This window comes from Filobacillus milosensis (genome assembly GCF_004402015.1).
Classification (GTDB): Bacteria; Bacillota; Bacilli; order Bacillales; family Alkalibacillaceae; genus Filobacillus; species Filobacillus milosensis.
This window is the reverse complement of the sequence record NZ_SOPW01000010.1, coordinates 64,189-76,428: the sequence shown is the minus strand read 5'-3', so window position 1 is coordinate 76,428 and position 12,240 is coordinate 64,189. Positions and strand designations below refer to the sequence as shown.

17 protein-coding genes are annotated in these 12,240 nt (G+C 34.4%); 12 read left to right on the top strand and 5 right to left on the bottom strand.

Annotated features, from left to right (window positions below; all coding sequences use genetic code 11):
- Positions 1 to 47 precede the first annotated feature (47 nt).
- Positions 48 to 1,052 (top strand): DUF3231 family protein, encoded by a 1,005-nt coding sequence (locus E3U55_RS10475; protein ID WP_194840883.1) that lies wholly within the window; start codon positions 48 to 50, stop codon positions 1,050 to 1,052.
- 1 nt (position 1,053) lies between these two features.
- Here the strand turns inward: E3U55_RS10475 and E3U55_RS10470 are convergent, their stop codons facing one another.
- Positions 1,054 to 1,755: a nucleotidyltransferase domain-containing protein gene (locus tag E3U55_RS10470; RefSeq protein ID WP_134340438.1), complete on the bottom strand. Its 702-nt coding sequence runs from the start codon at positions 1,753 to 1,755 to the stop codon at positions 1,054 to 1,056.
- 181 nt (positions 1,756 to 1,936) lie between these two features.
- Here E3U55_RS10470 and E3U55_RS10465 point away from each other — a divergent pair, with 181 nt between their 5' ends.
- The 5 genes from E3U55_RS10465 (at position 1,937) to E3U55_RS10445 (ending at position 5,420) form a co-directional block, all read left to right on the top strand.
- Positions 1,937 to 3,139 (top strand): lactate 2-monooxygenase, encoded by a 1,203-nt coding sequence (locus E3U55_RS10465; RefSeq protein WP_134340380.1) that lies wholly within the window; start codon positions 1,937 to 1,939, stop codon positions 3,137 to 3,139.
- 68 nt (positions 3,140 to 3,207) lie between these two features.
- On the top strand, positions 3,208 to 3,807 hold the full coding sequence (locus tag E3U55_RS10460) for a hypothetical protein (RefSeq protein ID WP_134340379.1): 600 nt from the start codon (positions 3,208 to 3,210) through the stop codon (positions 3,805 to 3,807).
- Positions 3,808 to 3,855: 48 nt separating this feature from the next.
- Positions 3,856 to 4,110, top strand: a complete 255-nt coding sequence (locus E3U55_RS10455; protein WP_194840881.1) for a hypothetical protein — start codon at positions 3,856 to 3,858, stop codon at positions 4,108 to 4,110.
- Between the two features lie 55 nt (positions 4,111 to 4,165).
- Positions 4,166 to 4,405 carry a hypothetical protein gene (locus tag E3U55_RS10450; RefSeq protein ID WP_134340378.1) on the top strand — a complete coding sequence of 80 codons (240 nt, stop codon included), beginning with the start codon at positions 4,166 to 4,168 and terminating at the stop codon, positions 4,403 to 4,405.
- A 166-nt stretch (positions 4,406 to 4,571) separates the two neighbouring features.
- Positions 4,572 to 5,420 (top strand): copper amine oxidase N-terminal domain-containing protein, encoded by an 849-nt coding sequence (locus tag E3U55_RS10445; RefSeq protein ID WP_134340377.1) that lies wholly within the window; start codon positions 4,572 to 4,574, stop codon positions 5,418 to 5,420.
- A 54-nt stretch (positions 5,421 to 5,474) separates the two neighbouring features.
- On the opposite strand, the gene E3U55_RS10440 is transcribed toward E3U55_RS10445, so the two are convergent.
- Both E3U55_RS10440 and E3U55_RS10435 read right to left on the bottom strand, forming a co-directional pair.
- Positions 5,475 to 5,750 carry a hypothetical protein gene (locus tag E3U55_RS10440; protein WP_134340376.1) on the bottom strand — a complete coding sequence of 92 codons (276 nt, stop codon included), beginning with the start codon at positions 5,748 to 5,750 and terminating at the stop codon, positions 5,475 to 5,477.
- A gap of 83 nt (positions 5,751 to 5,833) precedes the next feature.
- Positions 5,834 to 6,097, bottom strand: coding sequence for a hypothetical protein (locus tag E3U55_RS10435; RefSeq protein ID WP_134340375.1), 264 nt, complete (start codon positions 6,095 to 6,097; stop codon positions 5,834 to 5,836).
- Between the two features lie 566 nt (positions 6,098 to 6,663).
- Between E3U55_RS10435 and E3U55_RS10430 the strand changes: the two genes are divergently transcribed.
- Positions 6,664 to 8,487, top strand: a complete 1,824-nt coding sequence (locus tag E3U55_RS10430; RefSeq protein ID WP_134340374.1) for a GmrSD restriction endonuclease domain-containing protein — start codon at positions 6,664 to 6,666, stop codon at positions 8,485 to 8,487.
- Positions 8,488 to 8,501: 14 nt separating this feature from the next.
- A complete protein-coding gene (locus E3U55_RS10425; RefSeq protein ID WP_134340373.1) occupies positions 8,502 to 8,825 on the top strand; it encodes a nucleoside triphosphate pyrophosphohydrolase in 324 nt (107 codons plus the stop codon).
- Here the strand turns inward: E3U55_RS10425 and E3U55_RS10420 are convergent.
- Positions 8,822 to 9,814, bottom strand: coding sequence for an HNH endonuclease domain-containing protein (locus E3U55_RS10420; protein WP_134340372.1), 993 nt, complete (start codon positions 9,812 to 9,814; stop codon positions 8,822 to 8,824). The two genes, E3U55_RS10425 and E3U55_RS10420, sit on opposite strands and share 4 nt — an antisense overlap.
- Positions 9,815 to 9,940: 126 nt before the next feature.
- Between E3U55_RS10420 and E3U55_RS10415 the strand changes: the two genes are divergently transcribed.
- Genes E3U55_RS10415 through E3U55_RS10400 form a run of 4 tightly spaced genes read left to right on the top strand, consistent with a single transcriptional unit; the run spans position 9,941 to position 11,280 of the window.
- Positions 9,941 to 10,132, top strand: a complete 192-nt coding sequence (locus E3U55_RS10415) for a hypothetical protein (RefSeq protein WP_134340371.1) — start codon at positions 9,941 to 9,943, stop codon at positions 10,130 to 10,132.
- A gap of 18 nt (positions 10,133 to 10,150) precedes the next feature.
- Positions 10,151 to 10,660 (top strand): hypothetical protein, encoded by a 510-nt coding sequence (locus E3U55_RS10410; RefSeq protein WP_134340370.1) that lies wholly within the window; start codon positions 10,151 to 10,153, stop codon positions 10,658 to 10,660.
- A 12-nt stretch (positions 10,661 to 10,672) separates the two neighbouring features.
- Complete coding sequence (locus tag E3U55_RS10405) at positions 10,673 to 10,930, top strand: hypothetical protein (RefSeq protein WP_134340369.1); 258 nt, start codon at positions 10,673 to 10,675, stop codon at positions 10,928 to 10,930.
- Between the two features lie 11 nt (positions 10,931 to 10,941).
- Positions 10,942 to 11,280, top strand: coding sequence for a hypothetical protein (locus tag E3U55_RS10400; protein ID WP_134340368.1), 339 nt, complete (start codon positions 10,942 to 10,944; stop codon positions 11,278 to 11,280).
- Between the two features lie 72 nt (positions 11,281 to 11,352).
- Here E3U55_RS10400 and E3U55_RS10395 read toward each other — a convergent pair whose 3' ends face one another.
- Positions 11,353 to 12,201 (bottom strand): patatin-like phospholipase family protein, encoded by an 849-nt coding sequence (locus tag E3U55_RS10395; protein WP_134340367.1) that lies wholly within the window; start codon positions 12,199 to 12,201, stop codon positions 11,353 to 11,355.
- Between the last annotated feature and the right edge of the window lie 39 nt (positions 12,202 to 12,240).

Here is a 12,240-nt window from a genome sequence, read left to right as displayed (position 1 = left end):
TCTAACAAAAAATGTAAATAATGATTGCATTTTTTCAGGAGGACATTATGGAAAACTCTCAAGATACACGCTTAACATCTGCAGAAATAGGTGGACTTTGGTCTTGTTATTTAAACAATACCATGTCGATTTGTACGTTAAAATACTTTAAGAATATCGTAGAAGATGAGCAGACAAAATCGATTATTGAGTATGCATTAGAACTATCTAATGAATATTTAGAACGTGTAACTAATATCCTTAAGGCTGAAGAATTCCCAATTCCACAAGGTTTTACACAAGCTGATGTTAATTTAGAAGCACCACGACTCTTTACAGATATATTCATTCTAAATTTTGCTAAAAGCATGGCTAAGATTGGTTTAGGCACCTATTCATTATGCTATAGTTTAAGCTCTAGAAACGACGTTCGTGAACTTTACCGTTATTGCATGAAAACTACCACTGACCTTGATGAGCGATCGGTTAATCTACTTAAAAACAAAGGGCTTTATATACGACCACCATATATCACTTATCCTAGGAAAGTCAGATTTGTAACAAAGAAAAAGTTTTTAGATGGGCTAGGTAAAAATAAACGACCGCTAACCGCACATGAGATTACACATCTGTTTTCAAACTTAGATACTAATATACTGGGACACATGCTTGCGATTGGATTTGCACAAGTAGCTGATGATAAAGAGGTACAGAAAATTTTGTGGAAGGGTAAGCGAATGTCTGAAAAGCAAAGAAAAGTATTTTCAGATAAACTTTTGGATGAAAACTTACCATCACCAGGTACTTGGGACTCTGGAGTGACCAAAGCTACTGAATCACCTTTTTCAGATAAATTGATGCTGTACATGATATCCTTCCTAACTGCTGCAAGCTTAGGAAATTATGGGTTAGCCATGGGTGCCAGTCCAAGAATGGATTTAGGATCAAGCTACAGTAAACTCATGACAGAAGTTAGTTCATTCGCGAAAGAAGTGGCAGACCTCATGATTGAAAAAGGCTGGTTGGAAGAACCACCTCAAGCAGAGAATAGAGAGGATTTGGCGGATTTATAATTTAAGGTTTGTTTACTGAATACCCTTCAAACAACCGTCCACCATAAGGTGTCAGTACTTCATCTACAAGTGAAATAATTTTTTCTTTTTTTCCAGTTCGATAAAAAGTATCAAATGACAGCACAAATCTTTTAGCAAATTTAGGATCGTACTGCTTTAACGCACGTACGGTCCATTTTGATGTTCCTACCCACTGTTTATTGGTTCTCAAAACAAATTCACTAAGTATCTCAGCTAATGATTGAGCAATAAAAATCTCCTCATCTCTTTGTTCGCTCCCAATAAAATCATCTAAAGCGTCAGAAATAAAGTAGCGCTTAGTTTCAATATCCTCTTTAGACCAAAGTCTTGGTCCCTTAGCTAATAACTTTTTAGCCTCCATTTTAATGGGGTCTACTACACTTTTCCCTTTCAAAATGATGCCTTCTGATACCATTCTTGGCAAGGAAGGTCTAGCCCTTTCACAATCACTTTTGAAAAAATCCTTATAAGACCCTAAATTATGAACAAATAATTCAACTTTCCACTCCTTATAAATCAGTGACTCACGATAAGACTCTTTTAGCTTACGATCAAAAATTACAATATCTAAATCAGATGTTTCAGTGGCATCTCCTCTAACAACACTCCCTGCTAATAATGCTCCGTCACAATGAGGATGATTTGTAGATATGAAGTTTTTTGCCACTTCTATTGGTTCAATTTTATTCACACTCATCCTCCTCTAATTGTTTTCCGTCTCTATAAACTTCCCATAAATAGCATCTTTTATATACACAGTTTCACCCTTATTAGTAATATTATTGGAATATTTAGAATTTAATTATACAATGATGATAACAATTAGTCATCCGACTCATTAACAGAAATGAAAGGGGATTTTTATGAAAAACATTGGTAACCAGGTTCAATATTCAATCTATCAGACCATGCAGAATCCAGATCCGAATCGCCTTCCAATTTCTTATGAAGATTGGGAGAAAGAAGCACGAAAGAAACTAGAAGACGGTCCATTCTACTACATAGCTGGAGGTGCAGGTGGCGAACGTACGATGGACTCCAACGTCTCTGGCTTTAATCGCTGGCAAATCATCCCGCGTATGCTTAATAATGTAGACGAACGCGATCTATCGATTGAGCTATTCGGACAAACATACCCTTCTCCATCCATGTTAGCTCCTATTGGCGTTCAGTCCATTATACATGAAGAAGGTGAGATCGGTTCAGCAAAAGCTTGTGCGGAACTCGGCATTCCTTACACAACCAGCTCCGCTTCTTCTGTACCTATGGAAAAAATCGCCGAAGCCATGGGTGATGCGCCACGATGGTTCCAGCTATACTGGAGTCGTGACCCTGAAATTACAGCCAGTTTCCTTAAACGAGCAGATGCATCAGGGTACTCCGCGATTGTCGTGACACTCGATACACCGATGATGGCTTGGCGCGAAGAAGACCTAAAGAATGTTTACTTACCATTTTTAATTGGCGAAGGGTTAGGTAACTACTTTACAGACCCGGCATTCTTATCAAAATTAGAAAAATCACCAAAAGAAGACCCACAGTCTGCAATCATGCATTGGACGCAAATTTTCGGTAATACTGGCTTAACATGGGATGATATATCATTCTTGAAAGAACACACCAACCTCCCTATTCTGTTAAAAGGAATTCTACACCCTGACGACGCTAAATTGGCATTAGACTATGGCGTAGATGGTGTCATCGTTTCAAACCATGGAGGCAGACAAGTGGACGGCGCGATCTCAGCTATTGATGCCTTACCACTCGTTAAAGATGTTGTAGGCGACAAAATTCCTGTTCTTATGGATAGCGGAATTCGACGAGGTTCAGACATTATCAAAGCGATGTCACTAGGGGCAAGTGCGGTACTGGTAGGTCGACCTGCCATGTATGGACTAGCTGTAGCCGGACAACAAGGTGTTAAAGAAGTCATGCGTAACATGCTGGCTGATTTAGATATCACACTCGGATTGATTGGAAAACGAACGGTTAAAGACCTTGGCCCTTCTGTTCTAAAAACAGCCGGGGACAAAGTTGATACACAGAAAAGTCATGTGTTGTATTAATAATAAACACACGTGGATTCAGTTTTGGATTCACGTGTGAAATTTTTAATTTCAGGCGAGGTAAATGTATGGACCAAAGAATTGATATAGCTGAAGAGGTCATTAATACTGTTAATAGCTGTAATCAAGTAAAAAAGGCTTTTTTACGAGGTAGCCTAACAGATGTTATGAGAAAGGATAAGTATTCAGATATAGACATTGGAATAGATGTTTCTGGTAATGATAATGGTGCTTTCGCGAAAAGCTTGCCAAAGTTAATGGACCAACACTTTGATATATTATTTTATGACTGGAGTCCAAGCCTTCTACCTTCAGATTTCGTAATCACTTTTTTCATAAATAATTCTTCTATATTTTGGTTTATTGATATTCAAGTCTTCGCAACACCTCACCATGAAACCCTGAAAAAAGTTAAGACCAATAAATATCATCACTTATTAAAACTATGGATTCTAAACTTAAAGTATTATATAAGAGGCTCTAAAACATCTGAAAAAGATATTAAAAAGCTCGCCCGCAGAGCTTTGGGAGAGAAAATAGAGAGTCAAGATTTATACTTTTTAATGGTGGCAGTACTAAATGAAATTAAGATTAACATCGAACCCAAACTTCAAAATTTTGTTGTACAATGTGAAGAAGAATTACACCATAGTAGATTACAAGGTTAAAAAATATAGTGGAGAGAATGTCACTAATTCAATATGAGGTGGAGTTATATGATGTTATTTTTATCTATTCTATTAGGCTGTGCTTTAGCTTTTCTATTATTACTTACCGGCCCACTCTTTGGAGGTATTGTTGCTTTTGGCATTGTAGCAGGTTGCCTGTTTAGAGGTCTGTATTTACTCAATTCTTTACATAATAAGATGGATCGATTATTGCCTGAACCTGAGAAAGAAAGCAATCAAGATCCTTTAGAGAGTGCACAGGCTTATAAACAATATTTAAATGACAAAGGCTATACTGAGTAAATACATAATTATTTATGATATGATTTAGGCAAGGCAACCAAGGGAGGCTACATAGATGAGAAGAAAAGAATTTATTATGAATTATTCCAAACCCAAGAACGATGAACTTATAAGCGAAGAAAAAGGTGTAAAATTAGACGGTTTTGTCCTACCTCTTAAAGACGGTGAACAAATCGGTCACAATGAATTTTTAAATAAGTTTGTGGATTTCCTAGAGGCTGAAGGCTGGTCATATACTGGGATGAGTGTACAAATAGATGCTAATGGAGATAGCATTGAAGATATTGATGAATAAGCAGCTAAGCGTTAATCCATTAGGGTTAACGTTTTTAATTTAATCACAAGAAAAAAATAGAAATATGACAAAATTTTCAATAAAAACCGAAACTTGTCTTTGTCGATGAACGTCTACTTAATTAAGAGGTCTTAATAGGAAAATTCTTTACAAAGGAGTTTTTGTTATGAAAAAGGTTTTTTCTGTAGTTTTCTTTGTGATGATATTAATGAGTTCATCCTTATCAGCGCACGCAGACACTCTTCAAATTAAGGTGGACGATGTGTTACTTAATAGTGATGTAGAGCCTGAAATTATTAACAGTCAAACGATGGTGCCTGTACGTGTGATTAGTGAAAATTTAGGGGCAACAGTTAAATGGTCGGCTCCTGTCGTTACCCTTACCAAAAATAATTTAGAGGTACAATTAACATTACAAAACCATACCGCTATTAAAAACGATAAGGCGGTACAGCTTGATACAAAGCCTTATATCAAGAATGAGCGAACCATGGTTCCTATCCGCTTTATTGCAGAAACGTTTAACAGCCAGGTTAGTTATAAAAACTCACTGGTTACAGTTAATACAGAGCCACTCGTTATTAATGACGAGGAAGTAAAGGCATTGCAATTCGAAGAACACATGACCATGGGTAGCGTCGTACACGAAACTATAGCCAAAGCCTACTACCAAGTTATTTATGATATATTGATAGAAAATAAAGGTGAGAAAGTTGATGAACCAGAGAATTATTCAACCCGATATAATTCAAGTTCACCTGGTAACTATACTCAATTTAAACAGTATGACTTCCTTAATCAAGAAGGCAATAGCATCAAACGCTTTGAAATCTATACATTAGTTGATGAGTTTCCAGAAGAACTGTTAGAGGGATATCCAGAGGTATTACTCTATGACGCAACTGAAAATCAGTGGTATTTATTTAACGACGATGCAACACAATCCATCGAAGATCTAATTAAAGAAGCGTCCAATAATGGATACGTGGATGAGGTTAGTAATACTGCTGCTTAGTTAATTAGAGACACTGGGGGTTAGATTATTTCTAACCCCTTTTTAGGCTCCTAGTTAATTGGAATTTCTAGCCTTAATAATCTGAGACAAAATAAAAAACACAACTACCCCAACAACAACTGACAACAGACCACCTAACCAAGTACCAACCGACGTATAGCCATCATCTTCAATCGTGATACTAAACAGTTCCTGGTTCCACAACATAGGGCTCATATGGTAATCTGAAAAATCCAACAAAACTAACGTCACTGGGAATATAAATAAAAAGCCGATATATAAGGCAAAAAAAGCTAACCCACCTAAGACATACTTTTTAACTGACTCCATCACTTACTTCCTCTCTCTTCCACTTCCGATAAGTATAAATTAATTGAAATATATTAAGTGCTACTATTAATATCGTAAAAGAATTAAATGTCTCTATACTCCTCACGATTCTTCTCACTCTCAATATTCCAAACCACAATAAATGATACTAAAGTACTAACCATGAACTTAGCATCAATTACAGCAGCGAGGAGATCTTCTGCCCACTCATTTTCTCCGACAAAGAAAATAGAGCCCCCAATATACACCATAGCTGTGATTAGTGGTGACACCCAACATTTATGTAAAAAGAAAAAAGGAATAATTCCGACTATAACGGCAATTGCAGGCAAAACCAACACCATCATGTGACACACCTTTGTAATACTTTTTCTTCATCATAACATAGATGTTACATATGAAGAGAATTGTATACTTTTCTTATCCAACAATAGCCTCCTGTAATCACACCAGAATAATCAAGTCTTGATTTGTATTTCATCATAATCTATATTTTTTTAAAATCCACCCTTATTAAATATTAGTACAATTTCTTAATTTGGTTAAATCAAAATGATAAATGGTAAAGAAGGTAAGTAAAACAATTAGTCTATTAACTAATTGGGAGAGTTGCCTAAATTCACATTCTGTTTGAAATCTATATCACCTCATGTACTCTAAGTTGTTAAAATCAATCTTAACAAATGGGTGTGGTTAAAGAAGAAGCTAATTTAACTATAAATTAAAACAGTTATTCTACCTATTTAGCCAAAATATGTTAAAATGTTCACAACTAATTATGTTTAATTAAGCATTATAGTCAAACAGTTAAAACAATAGATTAAATACGTTAACCGCAAGTTCATTTCACTAATAACTTTCAGCAACCAAAATTATACACAGATTATATCTTAAGAATTATGGGGGAAAGGGCATGCAAAAATATGATGTTAAAAAATACAAATATAAAACATTAAAGGACAAAGTTGTACTACCCAAATTTCAACGTAAATTAGTATGGTCAAATAATGAAAAAATGAAATTTATTGAAAGCCTGAAAAAAGGTTTTCCATTTGGATCAATACTAATTTACAAATATGAAGAAGAGGAAAAATATAGTTTGATTGATGGGCTTCAAAGATATACAACGTTAGATGAATTTACGTCTATGCCTGAAAAATATTTAGAAAGTGAAATTAATGATTTTGTAAAAAAGATTTCTAACTTTCTACCAACCCATATTAAAGAAAATATATCTTCTATTAAAGAAATAGAAATTAACATTTTCAACATTGTCACTAATTTCATTATTAAGTTTAATAAGGATCAACGAGTTGAAAGAACTGAATTAGTAAACAATCTCAAAGAAAATGTTACACCTTTATTTATTGGCGATTTAGATCCTTCCTTAAAATTAATTGACTTACAAGGAGAAATAGAGGATACAGTTAATAAAACCGTTAACATTAAAGACCTTGATATTCCATGTATAGAATTTGAAGGGGATGAAAGTGAACTTGCTGAAGTTTTTCAAAACCTTAATACTGGTGGGAAAAAATTAACTAAGTATCAGGTATTTGCAGCACAATGGAGTAAGTATCAAATTCAATTAAATGATTCAAAATATAATGCAATGTTATTAAATGAAGTAATTGATAGGTATAAGGATTTGTTAGCCAATCGTAGAGATATTTCTATAGAAGGTTTTGACGTTGAAGAAATGGAAAACAGCAAAACAATAAACCTTTCTGAGCTTTGCTATGCATTAGGTAAGATTATTACAGATTTATCACCAGTTTTTTGGAGTAAAAACAAGGGTAACGAAGAACTGGCAAATGAAATTGGTTATTCAACTATTGGAATCGTATTAGGTGTAAGCAACAATAAACTACATGAAATTATTAATTATAAAGAGTTTTTTGATGACCCGAATACTATAGAAGAAATGGTTTCACAAATATTAAGTATTTTTAATGAATTAAACAATTATTTTGGAAGGTATCTTAGTCATCCAGGTACAACTAAAATAGTTTATGAAAACAAGGCAATAACAAACTTTCAAGTATTATCATTTTTTGCCTCCCTATGGTCTATTAAAATTGATGTGGATAATGAGTTTAATACTATATCTCAAAAAAACAATTATCGAAGAAGCTATGATAGTGCTAAAAAGAACTTTATTCACTACTTAGTAAGAGATGTAGTAGTTAGTAGATGGTCTGGAACAGGTGACAGGAAGTTAAATGACATTTATATTAACAAAAATAATAGATATAAAAACAAAATTAGCAAAAAATCATTTGAATTTGAATTAAGCCAATGGTTAAATGAAGATCTAGCAAACTCCTCTATCCAATTCAATAATGTGTCAAAGCTTATTTTAACAGTCGCTTATTCTAATAATTCACATGACTTTGAATCAAGTAATTATCATTTAGAACACGTAATACCTAAATATTATTTAAAAGAAAAATATAAACTAACAAACCCGGTCATACCAGCTGGGAACCTGGGAAACATGATGTTCTTAAGTGATAGTGTGAATACATCTAAAAGACAACTTACACTTTATGAAGTTATACAAGAAGGTCATGCAATTAAAGATAAATTCATAGATTTATCTTATTATCCTTCAGAGCAAAGAATAAATAAAGTTATACAAGAATTAGAAAAAAACAATACTCATGACGCTCTACAACTAATTAAAGACAGAGCAACAAGCATTATTAATAAGTTAATTGACTCTTTATTTAAATAAAGGAAGAGGATTTTATGCCTACTTATAACAAACTTGTACGTGACAAGATACCAGAAATCATTAAAGAAAATGGTCAGAAGTTTAATAGTAGTATTCTGGATGAAGATAAGTACTTTAAAGAATTAAATAAGAAACTCAACGAAGAAGTAGCTGAATACCAAGAATCTGATAACAGCCAAGGTGCTATAGAGGAGTTAGCAGATATATTAGAGCTCATGCATTCGCTTGCAAAAGTACATGGCGCTTCAATTGATACTGTTGAAAAGGTAAGACAAGAGAAAGCAGAAAAGCGTGGAGGGTTTGAGAAGAGAATCTTCTTAGAAAGTGTTGAAGATTAACCTCTTCTCGGCACCCAGATTTCATCAAATCCATTTTTAATGGAGTAGTCATATAACATGATAATCTTCTTATCTTTGTAGTTCTCTAATAGTGATTGAGATTCAATAACTTTTTCTTTTAATACTTTATTCCTGTCAATAATGAAATTGAGATACTCTCTTTCAGGCAATTTATCTCGCTTGGTGTTATTGCAATGCCTACACGATAATACTAGATTCCATATTTGGTCAGATTGGACGAACGACCAAGGAATAAAGTGATCAACTTCAGTCGGTTGTTTTTGCTTAGACAAGTCTTTCCCACAGTAAAAGCAGCTTGCTTCAAAATAATGAAGCAGTACTCTTTCAAATGGTTTTAGTGAACTCCTCTTAGCAACTGTCTCAACTTTTTCAAGTAAATAATTAATGCTTGGTACCTCATTCAACTCTTCAATCATCTTTGCCATATGGTAGTTTGTTAGATTAACAAGTAATAGCTGGTACTTCATCATAAACTGATGAACGTTTTTTTTAATTTTAAAATACTCACGGCTGTGGTCAAAGGCGTAAAATTGACCACCGGTATCTCCGTATAATGCTCCAAACACATTAGTCTTCATAACCGTCTTTATTTTGGACACAAGCTTTAACTGTAGTTGATCGTTAATTTTATCATAGCTAAATTCATTAGGGATGGCATGCTTTTTTTGGAACTCCAGTATGACTGTTACAGCCTTTGCATTTCTATCCCCTCTATTTTGATTTTCCAAATCATGATGTACAACAAGATTCCAATAAATCTTCGCAAAACCATATGCTAATTGATTGTATGTGAGCTGGTGATTATCATCAATTTGATACAAATTTTCGATGATAGATTTTATTAGTGCATACTTGTATGTAGAGGACTTAACAGATTTAGTAGATAAAACGACAGTAAAAATCCGCCATATCTCTTCATCAGTTAAATAATCTTCTTTTAACTCGCCTACCTTTAATTTATGGCTCATCTAATCACCCATTTGTTTACTTTGTTCTTAGAATAACATAATCTGTAATGAGTTATGGTAATATTTTCATAAACTAGTATACTAATAATTAAAATTATATGTTAATTAAGAAAGGATACATAAATTATGATGAAACTATTTAATCGTTACTGGCACTGGGTTTTATTAGCTGTTCTTGGTTTAAATCTAGTTGTGGGATTTATGACATTTGAATCAACTAGATTAAGCTTGGTTGCGTTGGTTTTTGGTGGGATTGGGTTTTTGGCTTTTTTTGTTTTATCGGTTTTAGTGGAAAAGAAACGGAAGAAAAGTGAATAGTTTAAAGGACGTGTGAATGTGATTTTTCGTAAAATAGGTTTAGCAGCTATTAGCCTAATTATTGTACTGTTTTATTTCTATACAGAAATGAATACTTATCCTTCTTCAAAAGAAGCTGTTGAGAACACAGAGTTAGGCATTCCTGTTAAAAAGGTTTTGATGATCAATGGTGTAAACATAGACAGTGACCACGAATATGTCTTGTTTAGTTCAGAAATTAATGGTGATGCCTATTATGGGTTCGCAATGACGAAATGGGCATTTAGCGGGTGGAAAGCGGTTGATTATGTAGGTGGGTTTCATATTACAACGTCTAACGCTAATGGTAGCTACTCTTATAAAGAATCTATGAAACTGGTTAATGGACTCATTGATCGTCAAGTAGATCGTGTAATGATTGGTGATCGAATAGCAAACATTAATCCGCTCCCTAACAGTAATCTACGAGTATGGTATCAATTCGGGATTTCTGAAGAAGAATTAGAGAGTGTTAGATTTTTAGATAAGAATGATGAAGAAATAAGGTAATGAGGGGTTATTATGGAATTTTTACTTACTTTTATTCTGTTATTAATTTGTCTTGGAAGTTTTGGAGAGGCGAAAGATGTGAGTCATAGAGTTGCGAAGTTTGGTGTGAGTATAATTATAGCTTTTTATCTTCCTTTTGCTTTAATGATGATGATGGAAGCCATCTCATTTATGGGAGCACTGTACTGGATCTTCTACTTTATTCTTCCTTCAGTTAGTTTCTTTTTGTTTCAAATCATCTTGTATGATATTCATTTGACTGAGGAATAGGGGTGGTTATTTTGTGGTTAAGAGCTACTTTAATAGTATTAGTCGTATTAGGAGCATTTAACTTTATGATTCGTATGTTGTTTAGAGAATGGGAGCCTGTGTTACTGATTCTCATTCTAGCAACCATTAGTATCATTGGATATTTAGAGGACGATAATGTCGAACAAAAAGAAGCTAGATTAGGAGTGAGTTTAGGTTTATCGCTTTATTTACCTTACGTCATTCAACATAGTGTACCTCCTGTCATATGGATGCAGCGCTTTGATATTGTATTTTATTATGTGTTACCTGCAGTGATTTTTCTTGTGTTTCAATCCATGTTATACCGATTCGATCTCACGAACAGATAAGGTTTAATTCTCTCTTTTCAAAGCTGAATACATACGATAAAGCGTTTGATAAACGCATCCCCCTGCCCTCCCCTATGCGAGAAATTCGTTTAACTGTTGTTCAAGTTGTTTCACATCGTTATACCCCTGTTGATAAAGAGCTGTTAATCGATTCTTATTCTTCTCAATGCGTTTGACTTTTAACTTTTCTGAAGGACCAATAATAAATACATTACCTTTCTTCTCTTCTTCAAATAGGTACTCCAGCGTCTCGTTATATACTTGATGACGCTTTTCTAATGTCTCTAACATCCCTGGGTATTCCTGATATTTTTTACGAAGATACCAACCAAAGGATTGGGGTTTCTTAAAGTAGCCTTTATTTCTTGTCAGTACGACGACATTCTTTTGGTTGCCATCTTTAATGGATTGTTTAATCGGAATTGGATCCGCAATGCCACCGTCCATCAGGTGTCGACCGTCGAATTTCACAATTGGTGCCACTAACGGTATTGAGCTTGATGCACGTAGGATGGTGACTACATCTTTAGGGTAGTCAGACTTTTTATAATAAATGGATTCACCCGTGACACAATCGGTTGTGCCAATCACAAACTCTTCTTGAGCTTCCTCAAAGGCTTGAAAATCAAATGGTGCGAGCTTATTCGGTAACGTATCGAATAAAAAGTCCATGCCGAACATCTGGCGCTTAGTGATTAAGTTTCGAATTGATAAGTATTCTGGGTGGTCCACAAAGTCGATGTTCACCGTTCGGTTTCGGTCAATCTGACGTGCGATATATGATGAACCATTGCATGCTCCTGCAGATACGCCAATAGTATATGGTAAATAGATATCCTGTTCCATCAAATAGCGAAGAACGCCTGCGGTATAAACGCCGCGACTGCCTCCACCTTCGAGTACGAGTCCTGTTTGTTTCATATAAATCCCTCTTAACTATGTCGATCTGTTTGAATAATT

Excerpts from the sequence above, each read along its gene's own strand:
- E3U55_RS10475 (WP_194840883.1), top strand. The coding sequence starts at position 48 with ATGGAAAACTCTCAAGATACACGCTTAACATCTGCAGAAATAGGTGGA.
- E3U55_RS10465 (WP_134340380.1), top strand. The coding sequence starts at position 1,937 with ATGAAAAACATTGGTAACCAGGTTCAATATTCAATCTATCAGACCATG.
- E3U55_RS10460 (WP_134340379.1), top strand. The coding sequence starts at position 3,208 with ATGGACCAAAGAATTGATATAGCTGAAGAGGTCATTAATACTGTTAAT.
- E3U55_RS10455 (WP_194840881.1), top strand. The coding sequence starts at position 3,856 with ATGATGTTATTTTTATCTATTCTATTAGGCTGTGCTTTAGCTTTTCTA.
- E3U55_RS10450 (WP_134340378.1), top strand. The coding sequence starts at position 4,166 with ATGAGAAGAAAAGAATTTATTATGAATTATTCCAAACCCAAGAACGAT.
- E3U55_RS10445 (WP_134340377.1), top strand. The coding sequence starts at position 4,572 with ATGAAAAAGGTTTTTTCTGTAGTTTTCTTTGTGATGATATTAATGAGT.
- E3U55_RS10440 (WP_134340376.1), bottom strand. The coding sequence starts at position 5,750 with ATGGAGTCAGTTAAAAAGTATGTCTTAGGTGGGTTAGCTTTTTTTGCC.
- E3U55_RS10435 (WP_134340375.1), bottom strand. The coding sequence starts at position 6,097 with ATGATGGTGTTGGTTTTGCCTGCAATTGCCGTTATAGTCGGAATTATT.
- E3U55_RS10430 (WP_134340374.1), top strand. The coding sequence starts at position 6,664 with ATGCAAAAATATGATGTTAAAAAATACAAATATAAAACATTAAAGGAC.
- E3U55_RS10425 (WP_134340373.1), top strand. The coding sequence starts at position 8,502 with ATGCCTACTTATAACAAACTTGTACGTGACAAGATACCAGAAATCATT.
- E3U55_RS10420 (WP_134340372.1), bottom strand. The coding sequence starts at position 9,814 with ATGAGCCATAAATTAAAGGTAGGCGAGTTAAAAGAAGATTATTTAACT.
- E3U55_RS10415 (WP_134340371.1), top strand. The coding sequence starts at position 9,941 with ATGATGAAACTATTTAATCGTTACTGGCACTGGGTTTTATTAGCTGTT.
- E3U55_RS10405 (WP_134340369.1), top strand. The coding sequence starts at position 10,673 with ATGGAATTTTTACTTACTTTTATTCTGTTATTAATTTGTCTTGGAAGT.
- E3U55_RS10395 (WP_134340367.1), bottom strand. The coding sequence starts at position 12,201 with ATGAAACAAACAGGACTCGTACTCGAAGGTGGAGGCAGTCGCGGCGTT.